Here is a 24,920-nt window from a genome sequence, read left to right as displayed (position 1 = left end):
CTATCAGCTTGTTCACTAGTCAGCTTGTCAACTGACTTATCTGACAACTTGTCAACTCCCAGAAACAAAGCATATCACTCTTCTCTCCCCTTGAAGAGGGGTTAAGGGGATGAGTCCGATAGCTAACAATTAAATATTCACCATATTTTAACCAAGCAACATTATGTTAAAGAAGAAAATCGAAGATGCGCTCAACGCGCAAATCAACGCCGAGATGTGGTCGGCCTATCTATATCTTTCCATGGCAGCTTATTGCCACGCACAGGGTCAGCCCGGCATGGGAAAATGGTTTGAGGTGCAGTTCAAGGAAGAGCAAGACCACGCCAAGATACTTTTCAACTACGTTATCTCGCGTAACGGCAAGGTAGACCTTCGCCCCATCGAAGCCGTTCCCACCGAGTGGAATGGCATCCTCAACGTGTTCGAAAGTTCGTTGCGCCACGAACAAAGCATCACCGAAAGCATCAACAAACTTTTCGCCCTCACCTCCGAAGAGAATGATTATGCCACACAAAGCATGCTGCAATGGTTCATCGACGAGCAGGTGGAAGAAGAAGAGAACGTGCAAACCATCATCGACAATCTTAAAATGATTAAGGATAACGGCTATGGCGTCTACATGATAGACAAAGAATTGGGCCAGAGAACCTACAACCCCGCCAGTCCGTTGGCATAAACACCATCGGTGGGTTTGTGGTCTAACGATTGGCATACGTGCTGCATCCGTCGTTCGTTTTGCACGCGTTCGCCATCCCTTTCTCCCACATAACCGCTCAAAACATGTTTTTTATTCAAGCCTCACGTATGCACATCACAAACATACGTGGGGCTTTTTTGTTGGTAAAAGCAAGCAAACGCTTTACGTGAGATCATGTTGTTCTGGATAAAATACCATTGGTTTTGAACTAAGCCAGATGTAACAGGCATCCAACGAACCAATCGCTACGCGGTAGTTAGCACAACATCGCTAACATGTACATAAGCTATTATGCGTTGTTTACTTATCCCGAACAGACGTTAAGATCAGCGTTCGAGAAACGAATGATAAGGGTTTAAAACACCCTTTATGATGAAGGGATTTATTTTATGCCAACTGGAACCCTGTTCCACATAAGCCGGAACAAGGTTCCAATTAAGCTGGAACACTGTTCCAACTTATGTGGAACAGCAGTACATTTAAGATGGAACACACCAAGGTACGAAAAAGCGTATTGCGAACGTTGGTAAATGATGCCCCAACAGCTATGCCTTTTGGTTTATTAAAAAGAGGAAAACATAGCCTTTAATATGCTGCCTATCGCTTTTCTTCACGCTATTTAGCCATGCGGAAAAGCTCTGCGGGGCTAGTTTTATCGCCCCTTTATCTGGGCGATGATGTCAAGACACTCACGGCATTTGTTGGTAATGTCTTGCCATTGACCAGCTGCGACCACCTGTTTTGGGAATAGCTGCGAACCCATACCCACACAATAAGCGCCCGCAGCAAACCAAGCTTCAAGGCTCTGCTGTGTAGGGGCGACACCGCCAGTGACCATTACCTTCGCCCAAGGCATTGGCGCCATTACGTTCTTTACGAAAGCAGGGCCATAAACATCGCCAGGGAAAACCTTGGTAAGGTCTGCCCCCAATTCTTGCGCTTTGCCAATCTCGCTTGCCGTACCACATCCTGGGCAATAAGGCACAAGACGGCGGTTGCACACAGGTGCCACATCGGGATTGAACAACGGACCCACGATGAAGCAGGCACCAAGCTGAATGTACAGCGCAGCTGTTGCAGGGTCAACCACCGTACCAGCTCCAAGAGCCAGTTCGGGGCATTCCTTGTCGGCCCATTTTACTAGTTCGCCAAATACTTCGTGAGCGAAATCGCCACGGTTGGTAAACTCAAAAACCCTTACGCCACCTTCATAGCAAGCCTTCACCACCTGTTTGGCGGTTTCAAGGTTGGCATGATAATACACAGGCACCATGCCCGTGGCGGCTATCTTCTGGAATACTGCAATCTTATCAAATTTTGCCATCGTATATAAAGTTTATCTTTGTACCCTACCACTTGCATTACCTTGCACCAGACTTTCCACCTCGTCGGCCGACATCAGGTTGAAATCGCCATACACCGTATGCTTCAAAGCCGATGCCGCAACAGCAAACTCCAAGGCTTCACCCTGCGTTGGCTTCGTAAGAAGTCCATGAATAAGTCCCGCCGCAAAGCTATCGCCACCGCCTACACGGTCTATGATGGGGTTGATGTCGTAACGACGACTCTCATAAAACTCCTTACCATTATATATAAGTGCTTTCCAGCCGTTGTGAGTTGCACTATACGACTCGCGAAGGGTAGAAACAACATACTTAAACCCAAACTCGCGTGCCATCAACTCAAAAATGCGATGATAGCCTTCAGCATCGGTCCTGCCCCCTTCAACGTCTGCATCGGGTTTAAAACCAAGGCACAGCTGGGCGTCTTCTTCATTTCCGATGCAAACATCTACATATTGCATCAATGGGCGCATCACCGAAATGGCCTTCTCTGAAGTCCAAAGCTTCTTACGAAAATTAAGGTCTACACTTACCGTAACACCGTTTCGGCGGGCAGCTTCGCAAGCGCGCTTCACCATTTGGGCAGCATTATCGCTTAATGCAGGCGTTATGCCACTCCAATGAAACCATTGCGCCCCTTTCATTATCGCATCAAAATCGAACTCATTGGGCGTTGCTTCGGCAATGGCAGAGTGTGCACGGTCGTAAATTACCTTACTGGGGCGCATCGACGCACCAGTTTCCGCATAATAAAGACCCACCCTATCGCCGCCCCGAACGATGTATTGCGTATCTACTCCGTAGCTACGCAGGGCGTTAACGGCAATCTGCCCAATCTCGTGCTTTGGCAATTTACTTACAAAACAAGCCTCATGCCCGTAGTTGGAAAGGCTAACTGCAACGTTAGCTTCCCCTCCACCGGGGACGATACAAAAATGATTGGCCTGCACAAAGCGGGCATTACCTTCGGTAGACAGGCGAAGCATAATCTCGCCTAGCGTTATAATCTTAGACATGGTTTGTTATATTGGTTTATTGTTCGTATGGACAAAGGTAATGATTTTTATATGTTTGCGCACACAAAAATTACTCAGAATAGGTAAATTATCGTAATTTAAGCGATTAATGCACATTTTTTGTTGGCAAGAGGCTATGAAAACCCCAAAAAAGGGCTAATTTTGCAACTGACCATTAAACAACCATAAAACCTAAAAGTTCCGTTAAACATTAAACCAAATATAATCAGTATGAACGTATTTAGTTACATCATCCAATTGGGTGCATCGGTGATGATGCCAGTAATTTTTACCATCATTGGCCTGTGCATTGGGATGAAGTTTGGCAAAGCCTTAAAATCGGGCTTGTTTGTTGGTGTCGGTTTCGTTGGCCTTGGTATCGTAACGGCCCTGCTTACCGACAACTTTAAAGACCCATTGAAAGCCATCGAGAGCCTATTCAACCTTAACCTCAGCGTGTTCGACATGGGTTGGCCCGCTGCTGCCTCTGTTGCTTACAACACGGCAGTGGGTGCATTAATCATCCCCATTTGTCTTGGCATCAACTTTTTGATGGTTATCACTAAGACCACGCGCACGGTTAACATCGACTTATGGAACTATTGGCATTTCGCCTTTATAGGTGCGGTGGCATATTTTGTGTTCGACCAGAGTTTGGCGTGGGGTTATTTCGCGGCCATTATCTGTTATGTGATAACCCTCGTGATGGCCGACCTTACGGCAGAAAAGTTCCAGAAGTTTTATAATCTCCCTGGCATATCCGTGCCGCAACCCTTCTGCCAGAGCTTCACACCTTTCGCCATCGCCATCGGATGGTTGCTCGATAAGATACCAGGGTTTAACAAACTCAATGTCGACGCCGAGGGATTGAAGAAGAAGTTCGGTGTTCTGGGCGAGCCGTTGGTGCTAGGTGTTATCGTGGGTTGCATCATTGGCATCGTGGCCAAATGCAATGTGAAGGGCGTTTTGTCGTTGGGCGTAACCATGGGAGCCGTAATGGAACTCATTCCACGCATCACCAAGCTGTTTATCGACGGACTAATGCCCATCTCCGACAGAACCAAGGAAGTGGTAGACCGCAAGTTTAAGGGCAAAAAGGTACATATTGGCATGTCGCCCGCACTTGTTATAGGCCACCCCACAGCATTGGTTTGCACCTTGTTTCTTATCCCCACATACATCATCACAGCCGTTTTGTTGCCCGGTAACGAATTCTTGCCGTTGGCTTCGCTTGCTGGCATGTTCTACCTTTTCCCCATGATGCTACCCTACACTAAGGGAAATGTGGTTAAAACCTACATTGTGGGTTTCGTTACGCTTATCGTAGGGCTTTGGTTTGTCACCAATATGGCTCCCGACTTCACCAAGGCAGCCACTGCCGTTTATGTACAAACGCAAGACAAGGCTGCTCATGTGCCCGATGGTTTTATGGCAGGCAGCATGGACTTTGCCAGCTCGCTCATCGGATATGCTATATATGCACTCACCAAATACGCTAAGTTCTTCGGTGCAGCAACGCTTCTAGCCATTGCTTTCGTGCTGATGCTGATTAACAGGAAACGTATCGTTGCAGACGAAAGGGCATCTAATGCCACCAACTAACAAACCCTATTAGACATCGTATATAAACAATTAAACAAAGATATAATGAAAAAGACATTTGTGATTGCCACTTTATGTGCCTTTTTTGTAGGGGCGAAAGCCCAGTGTGGATGGACTGGCTACGAGGTGAAAGCCGAAAACAACTACACCAATTACAATGTGCGCTATGCCTCGAACCCCAAAGACGCACGCCACTACGATACCAAACGTATGCGTGGCGAGTATCTAATAGAAAAGGTTTTCGCACCAGGTGAGGTCAATTGGACCTATACGCTGTTCGACCGATTCCTTATTGGCGGTGCTCAACCTACCACCACGCCACTTAAACTCACGTCGATTGCCCCGCTTTACGTAGACGAGAGCAAGGGCGACAACGGCCGAAACCTGCTCGATAACCGCGAACTAGGTATCATAAACGTTGGTGGCGAGGGCACGGTTACGATAGACGGAAAGAGCTACAACCTAGCCTTTCAAGAGGCCCTATACGTTGGCAAGGGTGCAAAAAGCATCACCATGGCGAGCAAAAACGCTGCCCAACCGGCCAAATTTTACATGAACTCGGCTTGCGCCCATCAGACTTTCCCCACAAAAAAGGTAAGTTTGAAAGACGCCAACAACATCAAAGCCGGTAGCATGGCTGAGAGCAACGACCGCGTTATACACCAAATGATTATCGATGGTGTTGCAGGTGTGCGCACTTGTCAGCTGCAAATGGGCATCACCGAGCTAAATGTGGGCTCGGTTTGGAACACTATGCCCGCCCACACACACCTTCGTCGCATGGAAGCTTACTTCTATTATAAGGTGCCACAAGGCCAAAAGGTGTGCCATCTGATGGGCGAACCGCAAGAAACGCGCAACATTTGGCTGAACAACGAGCAGGCTGTGATAAGTCCCGAATGGAGCATTCACTGTGCAGCTGGTACCAGCAACTACACCTTTATTTGGGGAATGGCGGGCGAAAACCTCGTTTACAAGGATATGCAAGTAACCAAAATCCCCGACTTAAAGTAAGCTTAGCAACCCATAAACGCAACAACCCAATAACTCATAAACTCAATAACTCATAAACTTAGAACCTCAAATAATGATTAACTTCTCTCTTGAGGGCAAAGTGGCCCTCGTTACAGGCGGTGCCTATGGCATAGGTTTCGCCATCACACAAGCCCTCGCCGAGGCTGGGGCACGTGTCGCATTCAACTGCCGCAGTGAGCAAAACCTTGCCAAAGCCCTAGCCGACTACAAGGAAAAAGGCATTGATGCCAAGGGCTACATTGCCGACGTAACCGACGAAAAGCAAGTGCAACAATTGGTAGCAAACGTTGAGCGCGACCTCGGAACGATCGACATATTGGTTAACAACGCTGGAATTATCAAGCGTATACCGATGCTCGAGATGAGCGTAGAGGATTTCCGACAGGTGGTTGACACCGATCTCAACGCGCCTTTCATTGTTGCCAAGGCCGTAATACCTGGCATGAAGAAGAAGGGACATGGCAAAATCATCAACATCTGTTCGATGATGAGCGAGCTAGGTCGTGAAACCGTATCGGCATACGCTGCTGCCAAAGGTGGCCTGAAGATGCTTACCCGAAACATCTGCTCAGAATTTGGCGGATGCAACATACAATGCAACGGCATCGGTCCTGGCTATATCGCCACGCCTCAAACAGCTCCGCTGCGCGAACTGCAACCCGATGGCAGCCGTCATCCTTTCGACCAGTTCATCCTTTCCAAAACTCCTGCCGGACGTTGGGGCACTCCCGAAGACCTCATGGGTCCTGCCGTGTTCCTCGCCAGCAATGCCAGCGACTTCGTTAACGGCCACATTCTCTACGTAGATGGCGGCATCTTGGCATACATTGGCAAGCAACCTTAACCGCACCCGCATGTATAATAAGGAGAAGATAGCCGTGATGAGATTGCCCTTCGCCTCGTTGGTTGCCCTCATGCATACGCAGACAACAACGCGATGAGCAAGGGCGGGAGCACCAGTTCCTAACCGCATCCACGGCTATCTTTATTTCCACATAAGCCACAATAGCGCAAACACGACCTTCGCACTCACTAGCGACGGCCTTAACTGCCACAACTTCAACACAAGCGCTAGACGAAACCACCAAGCAACGCTGCCTTTCAAGGCCAACAAAGACCAACCCTAGCCCCACATTAAGGTGTGGAAAGGCATGCACCCTTCCAAAAACCACATTTGGAAAGACGATATTCTAACTAACGACAAATGGTGATATGAGAACCATCAAACTTTTAATGCCCCTCTTATGGCTTACCCTTTGTGCCACGAACACAAGTGCACAAACCGACAAACAGCAACTGGAGAAGGTGGAAAACACCATCTCTCTGGTTAACGACTATTGGCAAAGCCACAACAACTACGCCACATCCGCCTTCTGGAACTGGGCTGCATACCACACGGGCAACATCGAAGCCTACAAGCTTTTCACCCATGAAATAGCCACAACAGCATCTAAACAAAAGGCTAACACATGGCTCAAGTTCTCTGAAAACTGGGCCGAGCACAACAAATGGAGCGGTGCAACAGAGAAAGACAAGAGCAAATGGCTATATAACAAATATAGCAACGGACAAGAATACGTACTTTTCGGCGACTGGCAGATTTGCTTTCAAACCTACATAGACCTTTATAACATCAAGCCCAACGCCAAACGGGTTGCCCGAGCAAAAGAAGTGATGAACTACGTGGCCGACTCTAAGGCCACCGATTATTGGTGGTGGGCCGATGCCTTGTACATGGTGATGCCCACAATGACCAAAATGTACAAGCTAACCGCACAACAAAAGCATCTCGATAAGCTCTACGCCAATATCCTTTATACAGATAGCGTCATGCTCGATGCCCAAACGGGCATTTACTTTCGCGATGGTCGGTACGTCTTCCCCAAACATAAGGCAGCCAATGGGGGCAAAGATTTCTGGGCGCGAGGCAATGGGTGGGTGCTCGCAGCATTGGCAAAGACGTTGCAAGACATGCCTAAAACCTACAAGCACTACCAGTTCTTCGTAAACAAATACCAACGTTTGGCACAGGCTGTGGCAGCATGCCAACAACCCGAAGGCTATTGGACGCGCTCCATGCTCGATAAAGACATGGCCCCAGGACCAGAAACCAGCGGCACGGCCTTCTTCACTTACGCGCTGTTTTGGGGCATCAACAACCAACTACTCTCTGAAACCGACTATCTCCCAGTAGCTTCAAAGGCCTGGACTTACCTCTCCAACACCGCCCTGCAAAGCGATGGGAAGGTGGGATATGTACAACCCATCGGCGACAGAGCCATTCCCGAGCAAACCATCGACAAAGACTCGCAAGCCGATTTCGGCGTCTGTGCCTTCCTCCTTGCTTCGTGCGAGTACTATCGTTGGCTCAAATCCAAGCTAGAAAAGACCCCAACTGCCAGCATAACCATCAGCAATCCTTCCGCTACCACCCGACAGCAAGTGGTAGAAGTAGACGCTTCCGCCGTACGGAAAGCGTTAGGCATAGCCAACGATATGCCTTTTGTGGTGAAGAATGCATTGGGCCAAGAGCTTGATTTACAAATCACCTACGACAACAAATTGCTGATCGACGCCAGCGTTCTTCCCATGGGCAGCTTCACCGTTTACGCCTCCGCGGGTTGTCCCAAAGCCATGCAGAGCAAGGTTTATGGTGCCGTTTACAAGATGCGAAAAGACGACTTGGCATGGGAAAACGATCGTTGCGCATACCGTGCGTATGGTCCTGCCCTGCAACGCACTGGTGAAAAGTCGTTTGGTATCGACATTTGGGTGAAGAATACGCCCGCTCTTGTGCTCGACAAACGCTACAACAAGTATTACCAAAGCAAGCAAGAAGCCCAAGCCATAGACGAAAAAGGGCGAAAGACTGAAGCCCATTTCCTGCGCACGAACGGCTCTTTCCACCTCGATCATGGCGATGGAATGGATGCATACAGCGTAGGCGCAACGCTCGGTTGCGGTGCTCCTGCACTGATTGATGTCAGCCGCTTCATCCTGCCATATTGCTACACGCAACACGAAATTCTCGATAACGGTCCCCTGCGCTTCACTGTTCGTCTTGACTTTGGCACCAATGCCGACGGCATTACCGAACATAGAACAATCAGCCTAGACAAAGGAAGCCACTTTAACAAGGTAACCGTGCACTACGACGGCATGAAAACGCCAATGACTTTCTGTGCAGGTGTGGTGCTAAACGCCAACGGAAAAGAACAAGAAGGCAACGGCTGGCTAACCTATGCCGATGTTACCGACAACCCCAAAGTGCATGGTTCGGAGGTATATGTTGCCGCGCTGTTCCCACACAACAAGGTAAACATAGGCAAGTCGCCCGACCAAAAGAATGTCATTGGCATGATCGCAGACTATAAGGGTCAACCCGTTACCTATTACACTGGTGCTGCATGGAGCCGATACGACATACCTAACTTCAACTTCTGGAACACGTATGTTGCCGAATGGATGAACTATTATCAAACGCCCTTAACGGTAACGATAAGCAAGCAATAGGCATTCGGACTATTTCCGCAAATCGCCTTTCACCCATTTTAAGGCTAATTCCACCAACCCACGTACAAAACGCATCCCAACCTACCACCCTTTTAACGCCAAAATATCAGCGTTGGGAAAACAGACATTAAGACCTAGAGCATCGTTTTATCATCTCTTGCCTCGGTAACACTTAGATGTAACCCTGTTCCATTTCATCTGGAATGCTGTTCCAGCTAAGTTGGAACCCTATTCCACATCATCTGGAATGTTGTTCCAGATGATGTGGAACAAGGCGTTAAGTGTAAAAACGGTGCTTTTGGCCTTATTTCCGTGTTCCCATTTTCATGTCATTCATCGTTTCGGTAGTCAGCGGTGAGTTACTTGTATCGTTGTTCGCCACTGTTTAACTTTGCTAACTAGCCTCACGTTTAGTTGCAAATAGACTGTGGCGAGGTAGCCCTACGTTATCCCTTCATCAACACATCCTAGTATAAAACTACGACAAACACAAACCACGAGAGTATAAAAATACCAAGAAATGGTGATTGCATAAAAGTTAATTATTTATTAATTTTGCGCCCGATAATAAAGAAACGGCTAGAAAAAGCCAATTTACATACTGTTTTTACTGACATTATCTACTTGACAAACAAAGGCATTTGCGGATAAATCACAACGCCATGCCAACCTGCTGCAAGGGCAAATGCGCTCTGCCAGAACACATTTGCGCATATCGGGAATATAATACCTGTCGAGAAAATACCGTCAGAAGATAAACAGAACACCCCAAAATCATGATGAGTAAAACATTCAGGACGAAACCTTTCATCGCATTTGCCACCCTTACACTTACCGTGTGCATGCCCGCATACGCACAAGAAGCAGACAAAAGCAAAGCCATGACCGACTCTGTGCACCGCATCCGCGAAGTGGTGGTGCGCTCCAACCAAATGTTGGGTAGTAAATTCGAGGCTCGCAACCGCACAGGTTCGGCCTATTACCTATCGCCCACCGAACTGGCTAAATTTGGTTACACCGACATTAACCGCATGTTGAAGAGCGTTCCCGGTGTTAACGTGTACGAAGAAGATGGCTTTGGCCTCCGACCTAACATCAGTTTGCGCGGTACGAAGGCCGAACGAAGCGAGCGTATCTCGTTGATGGAAGATGGTGTGCTGGCTGCACCCGCTCCATACGCTGCGCCCGCCGCCTATTATTTCCCAAACGCCGCCCGCATGTATGCCATCGAAGTGCTTAAAGGTAGCAGTCAGGTGCAATACGGCCCCTTTACTACGGGTGGTGCAATCAACATGGTTTCTACGCCCATTCCCCAACGGCTGTGGGGCAAAGCACAGGTTTCGTATGGCAGTTACAACACCCTGAAATCGTATGCAGGCTTTGGCAACCGCCACAAGCACGTCGGTTACATGGTGGAATACCTGCGTTACCAGTCGAAAGGCTTTCGTCGCGACGAGCCAGACAACCGCACGGGCTTTAAGCGCAACGACCTCATAGCCAAGGTTTCGGCACAAACCGACAACGAAGAGGGAGTGAACCACCTTTTTGAGCTTAAATTTGGCTTCGCCAACGAAACCTCCGACGAGACCTACGTTGGTCTTTCGCAAGCCGATTTCGCCCTACGGCCTTACTTTCGCTATGCTGGTGCACAACGCGACCAACTTACCACGCGCCATACACAATGGGTTGGCACCTACATCATTGAGAAAGCCAACAAGTGGAAGGTAACCACCAATCTCTATTACAACCGTTTCTTCCGCAATTGGTACAAGCTTAACGACGTGAGAGCAGGCTACACCAAGCCCGAAAAACGCTCTATTGCCGACGTGCTTACCGACCCCGACACCAATAAAGACTACTTCGACATCCTTACAGGCGCAAAAGACTATCTGGGCGAAGCCCTTATGATACGTGCCAACCATCGCACATACCGCTCGCGAGGCATACAAAGCAAGGCCGAATATCGCACCATGCTCTTCGGCGGATACTTCACCGCGGAGGCTGGTTTGCGCTATCACGCCGACAGCGAAGACCGTTTTCAGCAGGATGATGCCTACTCTATGCAGCAAGGAACAATGAACCTGTTCCTCGCAGGCATGCCAGGAAGTCAGGCAAACCGTATCACCACGGCCCACGCATGGGCTGGATACGCCCTAACCAAGTGGGCCAAAGACGCCCTAACCTTAACTTTGGGCGTTCGCTATGAAGATGTTGACTTGCTAAAACGCGACTATACCGCCGCCGATCCACGTCGCACGGGTATGGTTCGCATAGAAACGCCCAACCACGCACGAGCTTTCTTGCCCGGATTGGGCGTTAGCTATCGCCTGCTTCCTGTGCTTTCGGCTTTCGGTGGCGTGCATAAGGGCTTTGCTCCACCCAGTGCCACCCTCTACCAAAAGGCTGAAAGCAGTGTAAACCTTGAAGCGGGGTTGCGCCTTACCACCAATAACTTGAAGGCAGAAGCCATCGGCTTTTACAACAACTACGACAACATGCTGGGCAGTGACCTTGCTGCACAAGGCGGACAAGGCACATTAGACCAGTTTAACGTGGGCAAAGCCGTGGTGAAAGGTCTTGAACTGATGTTGCATTATCAACCCCTACCCCGTCATTGGGGTGTGCAATTGCCCTTGCAATTGTCGTACACCTACACCGATACCGAGATGCGAAACACGTTCAGTAGCGAGTCGTGGGGCGACGTTGTTTATGGCGACGAGATACCTTATATATATAAGCACGCTTTCAATGCCCAACTAGGCTTTGAACACAAACGCTTTGAGGCCAACATAGGTGTGCGTATAAACAGCGATATGCGTACCCAACCAGGACAAGGACGCATTGCCGAACGCGAGAAAATTCCCGCCCATGCCATCGTAGACGCATCGCTCAAAGGGCATATCAACCGCCATTTCACCCTCACGCTTAATGCCATCAACCTCACCAACAAGGTTTACCTCGTGTCGCGTCACCCATCCGGACTTCGCGCAGGTCACCCTCTTGGTATTTATGGAGGTGTGCTTTGGCGACTGTAATTCCGACACATACAACCTCTCTGTTTAAGTAAACAAACTTATGACTACCAATATATCAACCCCTTTGAAAAAAGTCCTCACCCTCTGCCTTGCGCTCTTGGCTTGCCTGCAAGTGGCCCTAGCGCAAACCGCCAACACCATAACGGGAACGGTGAAGAACGAACAAGGCGAAACGCTAGTGGGCGCCTTGGTGCAAGCCACAGGCTCTACGGAACGCGCCGTGACCGACATCGACGGACACTTTACCCTAAATGCCAACCCAGGCCAAACGCTACAAGTGAGCTATGTGGGCATGACCACCCTGCGAACGAAGGCCCAAGCCAAGCCCATGACTATCGTGATGAAGGCCGATAGCCGAATGGTAGACGAGGTGGTGGTAACGGGTTACCAAAACATTCGTAACCGTGTGTACACTGGTGCAGCAACTTCGGTTAAGATGAACGACATCAAGCTGGAAGGTATAGCCGACCTCTCGCGCATGTTAGAAGGACGCGTGGCCGGTCTTTCCATACAAAACATATCGGGAACGTTCGGTTCTGCCCCGCGAATTAACATCCGCGGCGGAGCCTCAATCATCGGTAACGTGCAGCCGCTGTGGGTTATCGATGGTGTGGTTTACGAAGACTTGGTACACCTTAACCTTGACCAACTGGCATCGGGGGATGCTGCCACGCTGGTAGGATCGGCTGTTGCCGGTCTTAACCCTGCCGATATAGAAGACATTCAGGTGTTAAAAGACGCCTCGGCAACCTCTGTTTACGGTGCACGAGCTCTTAACGGCGTTATCGTTGTTACCACCAAATCGGGTAAAAGAGAAACGCCCCTGCGCGTAAGCTACGCTACAGAGAACACCATTCGCATGAAACCGCGCTACAGCAACTTTGACTTGCTGAACTCGCAAGAAACAATGGGCCTCTATCAAGAGATGAACGACAAGGGATATTTTGGACTCCGCAATGCACTTTATGGCCGGAGGGCAGGCGTTTACCACGAGTTGTACAGAGGTCTGAGCACCATCGACCCCGCAACAGGCCAATACCAAATAGCCAATACGCCAGAGGCCCGCAACGCCTTTCTGCGTGAAAGGGAATACGCCAACACCGATTGGTTCGACCTGCTCTTTACGCTCAACCCCACAACCAACCATTCACTCACTTTCGCTGGTGGTGGAAAGAACGTGGCAACATACGCTTCTGTGGGCTTTTATCACGATAGTGGCTGGACCATTGCCGACAAAGTGAGCCGCCTAACGGCCAACATCAAGAGCACCTTTTATATTAATGAGAAGATGCGCGCCACGCTTTCGGCACAAGGCAACATACGTTCGCAGAAGGCTCCAGGCACTATGCCCCAACGCAAAAACCACACTTTGGGCGTGTTTGAGCGCGATTTCGACATCAATCCCTTCTCTTACGCCCTCGGCACAAGTCGTACGCTGCGCCCATATAACGCAGACGGTAGTCTCGCTTACTATCGAAACAACTGGGCCCCGTTCAACATTCTGAACGAATATGCCAACAACAGCACCCACGTAGACGTGCTTGACTTTAAGCTACAAGCTGAAGGCAGCTACCAAATAACGGCAGACTTGGCCGTGAAACCTCTGTTTTCGGTTCGCCGTGCAAACACTGTTACCACCCACGAGGTAAACGAAGGCTCTAATGTAGTACAGGCTTATCGCGCCAACGATAACCCCACGGTTGCACAAGAGAACATTTACTTGGTGCGCGATAAGGATAATCCGCTGCTCCAACCTAAGGTGGGGCTTACCCATGGTGGTATATTCAACCGCACAGAGACATCAATGACCAGCTTCTTAGCACGTTTAGCCCTCGATTTTGATAAGCGCATGGGGCTGCACGACCTTAAAGCGTTCGCCTTTACCGAAGTTCGCGCCGCCAATCGCTCTAACCAACCCTTCCAAGGTTACGGCATACAATACGACCGCGGCAACCAAGTGTACACCAATCCGCTTATTTTCGACAAGCTGACTAACGAAGGTAACAGCTACTTTGGCCTGCATAAGCGTAACGAACGCGGTGTAACTTTCTCGCTAAACGGTACCTACGGCTACGCAGGACGTTACGTTTTCAACTTCGTTCTCAACACCGAGGGCTCTAATAGTTCGGGTCGTGGCGCACGTGCACTATGGTTACCCACATGGAACGTTGGTGCCAAGTGGAACATCGACCAAGAAAAGTTTCTTAAAAATCATGCTTGGATATCGCGCTTAGCACTTCGCGCCAGTTACGGACTCACGGCCAAGATGAACGAAGAGGCCATCAACGCCAATGCCGTTTACCAAAGTGGCATCGTAAACCGCTACCATTTTAACGATCGCGAGAACAAACTCAACATCCTGCATCTTGAAAATCGCGACTTGACTTGGGAAAAAATGTATGAGCTGAACTTGGGTGTTGAACTGGGAATGTTCAACAATCGCATCAGCGCAACTCTCGACTTGTACCAACGCAACACGTTCGACCTCATCGACCTTGTACGCACTTCGGGCGTTGGAGGTCAGTACTACAAGTACGCTAACTTTGGCGACATGCGCACAAGAGGCGTAGAACTGGGTGTGCACACCAAGAATATCGTTACCGATAGGTTCTCTTGGACCTCCAGCCTTACGCTTAGCGCCATGCATCAAGAAATCACCCGTCTGCTAAACACACCCAATGCATTCGACATGGTGGCAGGTCGTGGACGCGGAAACATCGTTGGATATCCCAAAGGTTCGCTCTTTTCGTACAACTTTCAAGGACTGGACGGCAACGGATTGCCCACTTTCAACTTCGGCCGTTACCCTTCTAGTCAGAACGCTTACGCTAAAAACGCAGGCGCCGACTTTCTAGACACGCAGTATGCAAAGAGCTATCTCATCTACCACGGTCCCATAGAGCCGCAGGTTTTAGGTGGATTGAACAACACTTTCAAGCTAGGTGCGTGGGAATTGTCGTTCTTTCTCACCATGCAGGCAGGCAACAAGATCAGGCTCAACCCAACTTTCGACCCCGACTTTGCCGACCTCAACGTCTTCTCTAAGGAGTATTACAACCGCTGGCTCAACCCTGGCGACGAGCTACGCACAGATGTTCCCACGCTGCCATCGCAAGAACTCATCGCCAAAGTGGGTAAAGAGAACATCGAGAAAGCATATAACACCTACAACTTTTCGCAAAATCGCGTGGCCGATGGCAGTTTCGTGCGTATGAAGAACATCTCGTTGGGCTACACATGCACGCCTGCTTTACTCAAAAAGTTGCACTTGCACGCCGCATCCTTACGTCTCAACGTCACTAATCCCTTTCTCATCTATGCAGATAGTAAGCTGAAAGGGCAAGACCCAGAGTACTATCGCACGGGCGGTGTGTCGCTTCCCACACCCCGTCAGTTCACTGCCACGCTCAACTTAGGGTTCTAAACAGCGGTCGAACATACGATATAAACCCCACCAACATAACGAAACCACTCCATAATATAAATGAAGAATAACATCTTGCTACTGGCGTTGCTCGCGCTCTTTACGGCCTGCAACGACTTTCTGGACCAAAGTCCCGACTCCGATCTCGATGTAGCCATCGACACGGAAGACAAGATTGCCGAGCTACTTACGGGCGCTTACCCCCAAGCTAGCTACATCCCGTTTCTCGAAACACGTACCGACAACGTTGAGGAACGACCCAACGGCGTGCATTCGCGACTGAACGAGGCCATGTTTTTTTGGGAAGACTACGACCAAGAAGACCTAGACACGCCCCTAAACTATTGGAATGCCTGCTACAAAGGCATCGCCCAAGCCAACAAAGCACTGGAATTGCTCTCTACCTACCCCAAAAGTGCGCGCGTAAAAGCACTTTATGGCGAAGCGTTCTTGCTGAGAGCCTACCTCCACTTCATGCTGGTTAACATCTGGGCACAACCCTATTCCACCCAAAGCACCGACCCAGGCATCCCCTATATCACCAAACCCGAGAAAGAGGCACTGGTAGATTATAAGCGACAAACGGTGAGCGAGGTGTACGAACTGATTGAAAAAGACCTGAAACGAGGCATAACGCTCGTTGCCGACGAGTATTACAAGCACCCCAAATTCCATTTCAACAAGAAGGCAGCCTACGCCTTTGCCACGCGTTTCTACCTCATGAAGGGCGACTGGGAGCAAGTGGTGGCATACGCCGACTACGTACTTGGCGGTGACCCTAAGACCCAATTGCGCCCTTGGCGAACGTATGCCAACGAGTTAGAGTTCAAGCACCAAGACCTCTTTCGTCGCTACACGTCCACCGACGAGCCTGCAAACCTCTTGCTAACCACCACCGAAAGCCGCTTGGCACGTAGCCTTCCCACCGAGAAATATGGCTCAACGTTCAACACCGTTAATAAAGTGTTCGCCCAAAAAGGTATTGAGGGCGGTGGCGATTACGAGAAAATGAACTTCATCGGCACGTATATCTTCACCTCGGGTGTGCTCGGTGTGCCCTCAAGTAGATATTTAGCCAAGTTCGATGAGTTGTCTACCACCGAGAGTGTAGGCAGCAAACCGCGTGGAATGTACGTTACCAACGTGCTGTTTACTGTCGACGAGGTGCTGCTCAACCGCATGGAGGCTCACGCTATGCTAAGAAACTACACCAAATCCATCGACGATTTGCTGCAATATATGCAAGGAAAGTTCGGCTTTATGCCTTCTATCGACCGCGATGTATACACAACGACCAACCGCAACAACTACAAAACATACACCCCCTTCTACGGAATGACCCTCAAACAACTGGCCTTGGTGAAAACCATCGTTGGTTTCCGACAGCAAGAATTCTTCCAAGAAGGCCTGCGTTGGTTCGATCTCCGCCGCTTCCATATCGCCGTGAAGCGCTCGTCTAAAAGCACCTACTACTTCCCTTTGGAGAAAAACGACCCGCGAAAGCTGTTGCAAATACCGGCCGAAGCCATTAACCGAGGGTTGGAAGATAACCCACGCGAACGCAACGAACCCCTACATTAAAAGGCTTTTAACGTAAAAAGAACTATAAACGATGAATATAAAGAACATTATCTGCCTGTTGTTGCCATGCCTTTTGCAGGCTTGCACCAACGATTCGCTTAGTCCGCAGAGCGTGGTGGATGCAGGAACGGTGCAAAACCCACAGACCGAGCTAGACCATTGGATAGCCGACAGCATCACCGCACCTTATAACATCGAGGTGGTCTACCGCTGGCAGAAGAACGCCAACACAGGTACGACCTTCGTTTCACCACCAAAACCCGATAACGTGAAGGCCATTTTAAGGGCTGTTCGCGAACTATGTTTCGAGACTTATCGACAAGAAAGCCTCGGAGGAGAACACTTCTTACAAGGTAAAACGCCACTACGAGTGTATCTATATGGTGGAAAGAACGTAGACGAGAATGGCGTTGAACTGCTCAACAACCCATTGCTTACGCCCTCGGAGATGTGTATCTTCCGCGTAGACGACTTTAAAGCAGGCGACGCCGACAAAATGTATGCCCTCATGCGCAGCGTACATCATCAGTTCGCACGCCGTTTGGCAGAGCTTGTAGCCTACGATCGCGACAAGTTTACGGCCATAAGCGGACATCGATACACGGGTTCGACCGAACCTTTGGCCGCCCCTTTAGGTTACTCGAAGAAAGAAAAAGACTACTTCGGACTAGCCGATTATGCCAATAAGCGCGGCTTTTACACCATGCAAGCCTTTCTTTCGGCCGAAGACGACTTTGCTGAAATCATCAGTTCAACCCTCTGTGCCACGCCCAAAGAGGTGAACGACGCCATCAATACGGCTCAAACGCCCGACCAAGACAGTGATCCCGAAGTGCAGCAACAATACAATAAGGAAGCCGAACAGGCCTACAAAGAGATTGTGGCAAAGCAAGCGTTCGTGGAACAATACATGCAAAAGAGCCTGCACATCAACTTTAAGCAGTTGCAGATTGCCAGTCTGCGCCGCATAAACAACTACATCAAACAACATGCACAGTAAAACCAAAGTTTGGCTAACCGCCATCTTAGCAACATTACTCGTGGCCTGCGATGCCAACCACGACGCTTTCGACCGCTCGCCAGCACAGCGTAACGCGGAAAGCATTGCTGCATTGAAAGCCGAACTCACCAAAGCCGAGCATGGTTGGCGGGTGTTATATTTCCCACGAACCGACTCATTGCTCTTCTCCAATCCCTCGGAACTAATCCCGCAATTTGGTTTCCGTGGGCGATATGGCTATGGTGGGGATAGCTTCACCATGAAGTTTAACCCCGACAACACCATGGAGATGAAGGCCGATTTTACCCAACAGGCTGCCACCACACCACAACAAAGCGAATATCGTGTGGGCAGAAACAGCTTCACCCAGCTGAGTTTCGTCACCCGCAACTACGTGCATCAGTTGGTTAACGATGCCTTTCGCGCCTCTTCCGATTGGTTGTTCGTGGGCAAGAACGAAGATGGCGATCTCGTTTTTCGCACCGCCAGCTACCTAGAACCCGCTCGCGAATACATCGTTTTCACTATGCTTGCCAGCGAAGAACAATGGAAACAAACGGCCGAAAAAGCTTTCGAAAACCGTGATTTCTTCGAGCACATGGTCAATCCACAACTCTCCATACATCGTGGTAGCCGCATTTTCTTCCGCAGCGACGTTTATGTGAAGCGCGATGTAGAGACAAACAAATCGCTGTTACGCGAAATCAGGGAGAAGAAATACTACCTCTTTCTCTTTGCACAGAAGAAAAATCCCATACCAGACTATCCAGCAAAAGAGATTGTTGGATTGGGTTCGGGCTACGCTGGCACAGAACACGGCATCACATTCCGTGCTGGATTGCGCTACGACAGTAAAATCAAGTTCTTCGATTTCCAACGTGTAGGTCAACGTTTCGTTGCCGAATTGGTAGAAGTTTACGACCCGCTCTTGCGCAAAACGCGCCTTGTAAGCAAACATTTGCACCCCGAAGGCAAGCCAACAGGACTTGTTGCAGAGATTTGGGACGAAGGCGACGACCGCTGATACACCATCTTTAAAACAAACTGAACACATGAACGCAATGAAATATACGCTCTTGGCATTGGCTGCACTACTTGTAAGTTGCTCGCGTAACACTGCCGATTATGCCGACGAAGACTACGACAAGCTCTTCCCTTTCACAGGTGTAGAGAAGCCAAAGGTTTCTTACGAAGACCAAATCGTACAACTGGGCAACCCCGATGCACCCGTTTCCGACTTCGTTTACCCTGGAGTGGAGATAACCAAAGACGTGCGAACCTACGACGTTACACTCACTTGCTCGTTCCGCGAGGTAGATATCATGGGCAATAACGTACCCGAAGCCGATCTCGCTTCGCGCTATGTGGTGCGTTATGTGGCAGCAAACCGCGCACTTACCACCATTGCCACCAACAAAACTAACGAAGACGCGTCGGTCTATCTGTCTAACGGCAAGCAACACGAACTGCACTTCAAGGCACAGTCGGGTTTCCCAATGTACCTTTTGGTTAACGGTGTTGGCCCGCGTGGTTCATCGATAAAAGCCACCATCTCTGCCATCTCCGAAGACGGTTTCACCATAGTGAAGCCCCTAAAAGTGAACGAACACCAAAACGAAGAAGGCATAGGTAAGATAAAAGGTCCGTTCTGCGCCTACATCATCTTGCCCTAACCCCCACCCCACACACATTATATATATAACGACACACGATGAACCACAAGATATTCTTGGCGCTTTTGTTGGCGCCGCTCGTCTTTTCGGCGTGCAATCGCTGGGAAGGAGAAACGGTAGAATCGGCATATATCATGCCCCCCTACCCAGATCCGCAGTACAAATTTGCAAGGAATGGCATCAGCAGCGTAGACTATTTGGAATGCACTTTGCTGCGCGACCCACTCGATTATATTTACGACAGCTATCTTAAAGAGGCCCGAATTGAGAACCGAACACTGCTGGAAACGATGAAGGGTTATTACAATAACGGCGAATTTGGGTTGAAACCGCGTCGCGAACTGTCGGCATCGCCAACCCACAAAGCCGATAGCGCCCTCGTAAAGAAAGACGTGGAAGACATCTTCAACCAAGCCGCAGCACTCAGCGGAATGGGTAAAGAAGGGCCAGGAACTGCTCGTAACCAAAAGGCTAAGCCAGGAAAAGGCGGATATGTAGGCCGTAACATCGGCGATGTTAACCTCGCTTTTGCCAACGAAAAGGGGTTAGTGGTGGCCGAACTCTTCCAAGGCATCGTCTATGGTGGCATCTATCTCGACAAGATTCTTAACACCCACCTCAACGACAGCGTGCTGAACAGCGAAGCCCTACGCAAAGATCACGAAGACAACGTGCTCGTTGCAGGCCACAACTACACCGAGTTAGAACACCATTGGGACCTTGCTTACGGCTATTATCAATTCTGGTTGCCTTACGTTCAGGCTGCCAACACACCCGCCTTACGCCAATCGCGCATCACGCTTTACAATGCTTTTGCTGCCGGAAGGGCTGCAATTACCCAATATCGCTATGCCGACATGCTGCGCCAACAGGTTATTATTCGTGCCGAACTTTCGAAAGTGGCTGCCATTAGAGCCATAAACCTACTTACAGGCGAAACTACCATGGCCAATATAGATGAAGATGCAGCCAACGCCCTTACCTTCTTGTCGGAGGCATGCGGTGCTGTCTATGGCTTACAATTCACCGCACAGGCATCGGGCAAGCCCCATTTCACCTACAACGAGGTAAAAACCCTCATCGAGCAGCTAACCGCCGGCAGCGGACTATGGGACAAACAACGACTCCTTGCCGACCCATCCACCACGGGTTCACTGCGAAACGTGGCCTGGCAGGTGGCCCAAAGGTATGGCATAAGCCTGCAATAAAGCCACATATACATTGCCAACACATCAATAAGAACTATATGAAACAACTACATATTCTTGCCCTTGCGCTTGCCTTTGCACAGGCTGGCATGGCCCAAACACACGAAGAGTTGGTTATCGACGGTGGATTTGAAGTCTATGTTGCACCCCAACCGACCAACAATAACGACGACGAAGAGGGCACTTCACCCTCGTTCGACCCCTATCTCAAACCCCAATACTGGTATTTCAATTCGTCGCTGTCGCGCGAACGCACAAAAACGGCCCACAGTGGCAACTATGCCATACGCGTTTATCCCAATGGAGGCTCGTTCATCGCACGCGATAAAGACTTCAATACGCATTATATCAAGGTGCAACCAGGTGCCGAATACGAGCTATCTTATTGGTATCAAGGTACCGTTACTAAGCCCAACATCTTGGCTTATATCGATTGGCATAAGGGCGATAAGTTGGTTAAGAAAGACGAACGGAAGGCACAAAAAGACTTGGCCAACGGTTTCTCGGCCACATGGAAAAAGAAAACGCTCACCTTTAAGGCACCCGCAGGTGTGGAAACGGCTTCATTGGGCTTCTACATCCAGTCTGTTTACGAAGACGCCGAAGCGGGAAGATACATCCTTATCGACGATATATCGCTGGTGAAAACCAAAGAAGGCATCGTGCCCAACAAGCCCGAACCACCCGCTAACCTACATGCCACGCCCCAGCAGAGAGAAGTGGTGCTGTCATGGAATGCCGTGGCCGAAACGGACGTAACCTACGAAATAACCATCGACGGCAAAACGGTGGCAACCACGCAAGCTACAAAATACGTTGTCACAAGGCTCGAACCGGGAAAGCGTTACGCCTTCAGCGTGAAAACCATCAAAGGTTCGGTAGCCTCGGATGCTTCTGCGCCCGTGTCGCAAACCACTCTCCCACTGAACTTCGGCATTGAAGAAGAAGACCGCATACCTTATTTATATATGGTACGCGAACAAGGAACGGCACCCCGCACACTACCGCTCTACTATCACGACTTGGCTAATCCCGATGCCAAAATCCTTTACTGGGTAGACGGACAGGCCGTTACGCCAACTTCTAACACCATCACCTTCAGTTCAAAAGGCGAACATACGCTACGCATAGAGATTGAAGAAACGCCGACGCGAAAGTGGGAAATAGAATACAAACTTAACGTAGACTAAACGATGACAACACCAATATACAAAACGGCAAGTCGCCTCTGCCTTCTGCTGGCTTTTGCTGCAATGGCATTGACCAGTTGCGATAACTCCACAGACACCGAACTCTCAAACATCACCTTCGGTGCCAACAACACCGATTCGGTGGCACTGAACAAGCAATCCACACGCATCGTGCTGCTTCATGGCGGAACGGGGAAGTACCAAGCCAACATCGCCGACTCGAAGGTAGCAAGCATTTCGATTTCGAAAGACACGCTGCGCATCAATGGCCTACTGGAAGGCGACACCTACGCCACCATCCTTTCGGGCGACTTTAAGCGTAAACTAAAAATCAGCGTTGTGGTTCCGCCCATCAGCATCAGCGACTCCGAGATTCGCCTTTACCCACGCGACGAGAGCAAGTTTGTTAGTCTTGCAGGCGGTGGCGACCTTGCTCGGCTCACCATCGACGACCCCGACAGCATACTAAACACCAAATGGAACGCCAAGACTGGCATCCTTGAGATTGCCGCCGCATACGAGGGCGAGGCCAACATAAAGGCTATTGGCGAAGACGGCAAATACAAAACGCTTAAAGTTACCGTACGTTGCAGCGGTTCGGCACAAAAGGTGGGCGTATACGGCACAACCTCACGAAGCATCTATCCACAAATGAACACCGTGATGGCCGTTCGCCGACCGGGTATCGGCGTTTGGCTGATGAACGGTGCGCGCCCCGCAGCTGCCAGACGAGTACTTAAGATAAAACCCACCATCGTTGCGCCAACGCTTGGCCAAAAACTGGAAGTGAACATCGGCATGAACTATCCCGAAGAGTTCAGCGGCACGCTTCTGCGCGAAGGCAAGCACAAACTCACTGTCGAAGAGGTGAGAGACCAAAACGTGGTGTTGCGTGGAAGGGGCTTTAAACTGGTGCTTCCCTACGAACGCTAAACGCAAACAAACGATCAACAAATAACCTTTTAAATATATATAAACAATACATGTTACAGATTTTTACAAACAAAAAGAACATCGCCCTCATGGCTTTTGCCTTGATGTGCATCATGGCCAACGCCCAACAAAAGAGCGTTACGCTTACCCAAGCCGGAACGTTGAACAGCCAAATCACTGCCGAAGAGAAGTTCAACATCACCAACTTGACCGTCTCTGGCCCAATCAACAGCGCCGACATTCTCTTCATTCGCCAGATGGCTGGCACTGATAGCGAAGCCAACACGTCTACCAACGGTAAGCTTACGCACCTAGACCTGCAAGCAGCAAGCCTAGTTAGCGGTGGCGGCTCGTACTATTTCGTAAAGAAAGGTACAGCAAAAAAGGGATATGGCGTATCTGAAAACAACCTCGTAGACCACTACATGTTCTCTGGTTGCGAAAAACTGGTTGAGGTGAAGCTACCCGCCAGCACGCAGAAAATAAACAACTACGCCTTCTTTGGTTGCAAGTCGCTTACCAGTTGTGTCATCCCCGCATCGGTAGACCACATCGGCGACAACGCCTTTGCCCAATGCCAGGCCCTGAAAAACATACAGATACCCGCAGCGGTAGCCACCATGGGCAACGCGGCTTTCAACAAGTGTACCGCCCTCGAAACCATCACATTCGACGAAGGCTGTGCAATAACCATCATAAACGCCAACACTTTCAACGGCTGCACCTTGTTGAAGGACGTGAAACTGCCCTCAACGGTAGAGGAACTAGGCAAACTGGCTTTCGCCAATTGTAGTGCGCTCACCGCATTCACCTTGCCTGCTGCGTTCATTGAGAAAGCGGCCGACACCTTTCAGAACACACCCATCAAAGACTACGATGTAGAAGAAGGTAATGAAGGCTTCTCGGCTGTAGATGGAGTTGTATATAATGAAGATAAGACCGAACTGCTTCTCTACCCCATCGCACGCGAAGAAAACTCGTTTACCGTGCCCAATCAAGTAGGTGGAATTGGCGAACAGGCCTTCTTTGGCGCCAAAAACCTCAAACAGATAACGCTCTCCAACAAGCTCACCAACATCCTATCGAAAGCCTTTGCACAATCGGGCCTTACCGAAATTGTATTCCCTGCCGAGCTAACCTCTATCGATGCAGAAGCCTTTTCGGGTTGCAAAGCTCTCACCACAGTCACATTTAAAGGCGGCCCAAGCGGCATTAGCGAAAAGGCTTTCTTTGGTACAGGCCTCACCACCGTTACCTTCAATCAGATGAATGCTGTACCCGAACTGCACCAACAAGCTTTCTTCACCGCCCGCACAACGATAAACTTCTTTGTGCCTGCCGACAAAGTGGACGCCTTTAAGCAAGGCCTCACCGCAGCCAATGCCGTTTCACCCACCCGATTTGAGGTGAAGCCCCTCACCACTTCGTCTATTTACGGCCTCCAACAAGAGGGTTCTGCTGTCGAAGTATCGCGCTTCAACGCTGCTGGCCAACGCATTTCGGCCCCCGTTCGCGGTTTGAACATCGTGAAGATAGCCAACGGAAAGGTGGTAAAGCGTATCGAAAAGTAAGTCGGACGCAAGCCTCACAGGCACAAACAACTCCTTTTTAGGAGTAATCTTCATAACCTGCATGCAGAGATTTTCATAAACAGAACATCTCCGCATGCA

The 24,920-nt window shown here is 49.7% G+C and carries 18 protein-coding genes; 15 read left to right on the top strand and 3 right to left on the bottom strand.

Annotated elements, in window-relative coordinates:
* Positions 1-163: 163 nt before the first annotated feature.
* A complete protein-coding gene (locus F453_RS0104935; RefSeq protein WP_018967014.1) occupies positions 164-676 on the top strand; it encodes a ferritin in 513 nt (170 codons plus the stop codon).
* Here F453_RS0104935 and F453_RS15650 read toward each other — a convergent pair.
* The 3 genes from F453_RS15650 to F453_RS0104925 all read right to left on the bottom strand — a co-directional run bounded on the left by F453_RS15650 (position 649) and on the right by F453_RS0104925 (position 3,056).
* Positions 649-795: a hypothetical protein gene (locus F453_RS15650; protein WP_154650686.1), complete on the bottom strand. Its 147-nt coding sequence runs from the start codon at positions 793-795 to the stop codon at positions 649-651. The genes F453_RS0104935 and F453_RS15650 overlap by 28 nt on opposite strands.
* Positions 796-1,349: 554 nt before the next feature.
* A complete protein-coding gene (locus tag F453_RS0104930) occupies positions 1,350-2,021 on the bottom strand; it encodes a bifunctional 4-hydroxy-2-oxoglutarate aldolase/2-dehydro-3-deoxy-phosphogluconate aldolase (protein WP_018967013.1) in 672 nt (223 codons plus the stop codon).
* Between the two features lie 12 nt (positions 2,022-2,033).
* The gene (locus tag F453_RS0104925) at positions 2,034-3,056 is read right to left on the bottom strand and encodes a sugar kinase (RefSeq protein ID WP_018967012.1); all 1,023 of its coding nucleotides are present in this window, start codon (positions 3,054-3,056) and stop codon (positions 2,034-2,036) included.
* Positions 3,057-3,287: 231 nt separating this feature from the next.
* On the opposite strand from F453_RS0104925, the gene F453_RS0104920 reads away from it, so the two are divergent.
* The 14 genes from F453_RS0104920 (at position 3,288) to F453_RS0104855 (ending at position 24,821) form a co-directional block, all read left to right on the top strand.
* Complete coding sequence (locus tag F453_RS0104920; RefSeq protein WP_018967011.1) at positions 3,288-4,658, top strand: PTS galactitol transporter subunit IIC; 1,371 nt, start codon at positions 3,288-3,290, stop codon at positions 4,656-4,658.
* 45 nt (positions 4,659-4,703) lie between these two features.
* A complete protein-coding gene (gene kduI / locus F453_RS0104915) occupies positions 4,704-5,672 on the top strand; it encodes a 5-dehydro-4-deoxy-D-glucuronate isomerase (RefSeq protein ID WP_018967010.1) in 969 nt (322 codons plus the stop codon).
* Positions 5,673-5,745: 73 nt separating this feature from the next.
* On the top strand, positions 5,746-6,537 hold the full coding sequence (locus tag F453_RS0104910) for a gluconate 5-dehydrogenase (RefSeq protein ID WP_009236347.1): 792 nt from the start codon (positions 5,746-5,748) through the stop codon (positions 6,535-6,537).
* Between the two features lie 368 nt (positions 6,538-6,905).
* A complete protein-coding gene (locus tag F453_RS0104905) occupies positions 6,906-9,206 on the top strand; it encodes a BT3233 family polysaccharide utilization protein (RefSeq protein WP_018967009.1) in 2,301 nt (766 codons plus the stop codon).
* Between the two features lie 776 nt (positions 9,207-9,982).
* Positions 9,983-12,241 (top strand): TonB-dependent receptor family protein, encoded by a 2,259-nt coding sequence (locus F453_RS0104900; protein WP_025789915.1) that lies wholly within the window; start codon positions 9,983-9,985, stop codon positions 12,239-12,241.
* Positions 12,242-12,281: 40 nt separating this feature from the next.
* Positions 12,282-15,665, top strand: coding sequence for a SusC/RagA family TonB-linked outer membrane protein (locus tag F453_RS0104895; protein WP_026292458.1), 3,384 nt, complete (start codon positions 12,282-12,284; stop codon positions 15,663-15,665).
* A gap of 60 nt (positions 15,666-15,725) precedes the next feature.
* Positions 15,726-17,246, top strand: a complete 1,521-nt coding sequence (locus F453_RS0104890) for a RagB/SusD family nutrient uptake outer membrane protein (protein ID WP_018967006.1) — start codon at positions 15,726-15,728, stop codon at positions 17,244-17,246.
* 31 nt (positions 17,247-17,277) lie between these two features.
* Positions 17,278-18,246, top strand: coding sequence for a putative zinc-binding metallopeptidase (locus tag F453_RS0104885; RefSeq protein ID WP_018967005.1), 969 nt, complete (start codon positions 17,278-17,280; stop codon positions 18,244-18,246).
* Positions 18,236-19,270: a DUF4302 domain-containing protein gene (locus F453_RS0104880; RefSeq protein ID WP_018967004.1), complete on the top strand. Its 1,035-nt coding sequence runs from the start codon at positions 18,236-18,238 to the stop codon at positions 19,268-19,270. Before F453_RS0104885 ends, F453_RS0104880 begins: the two co-directional genes overlap by 11 nt.
* 28 nt (positions 19,271-19,298) lie before the next feature.
* A complete protein-coding gene (locus tag F453_RS0104875) occupies positions 19,299-19,919 on the top strand; it encodes a hypothetical protein (protein WP_025789914.1) in 621 nt (206 codons plus the stop codon).
* A 38-nt stretch (positions 19,920-19,957) separates the two neighbouring features.
* Complete coding sequence (locus F453_RS0104870; protein ID WP_018967002.1) at positions 19,958-21,127, top strand: DUF4856 domain-containing protein; 1,170 nt, start codon at positions 19,958-19,960, stop codon at positions 21,125-21,127.
* A gap of 38 nt (positions 21,128-21,165) precedes the next feature.
* A complete protein-coding gene (locus tag F453_RS0104865) occupies positions 21,166-22,317 on the top strand; it encodes a fibronectin type III domain-containing protein (RefSeq protein ID WP_018967001.1) in 1,152 nt (383 codons plus the stop codon).
* Between the two features lie 3 nt (positions 22,318-22,320).
* Positions 22,321-23,250: a hypothetical protein gene (locus F453_RS0104860; protein ID WP_025789913.1), complete on the top strand. Its 930-nt coding sequence runs from the start codon at positions 22,321-22,323 to the stop codon at positions 23,248-23,250.
* Positions 23,251-23,300: 50 nt separating this feature from the next.
* Positions 23,301-24,821, top strand: a complete 1,521-nt coding sequence (locus F453_RS0104855) for a leucine-rich repeat domain-containing protein (RefSeq protein WP_018966999.1) — start codon at positions 23,301-23,303, stop codon at positions 24,819-24,821.
* Positions 24,822-24,920: the final 99 nt, after the last annotated feature.

It is taken from the genome of Hoylesella loescheii DSM 19665 = JCM 12249 = ATCC 15930, assembly GCF_000378085.1.
Classification (GTDB): Bacteria; Bacteroidota; Bacteroidia; order Bacteroidales; family Bacteroidaceae; genus Prevotella; species Prevotella loescheii.
Note: the sequence above shows the minus strand (reverse complement) of the source record. Positions and strands in the feature narration are given on the sequence as shown.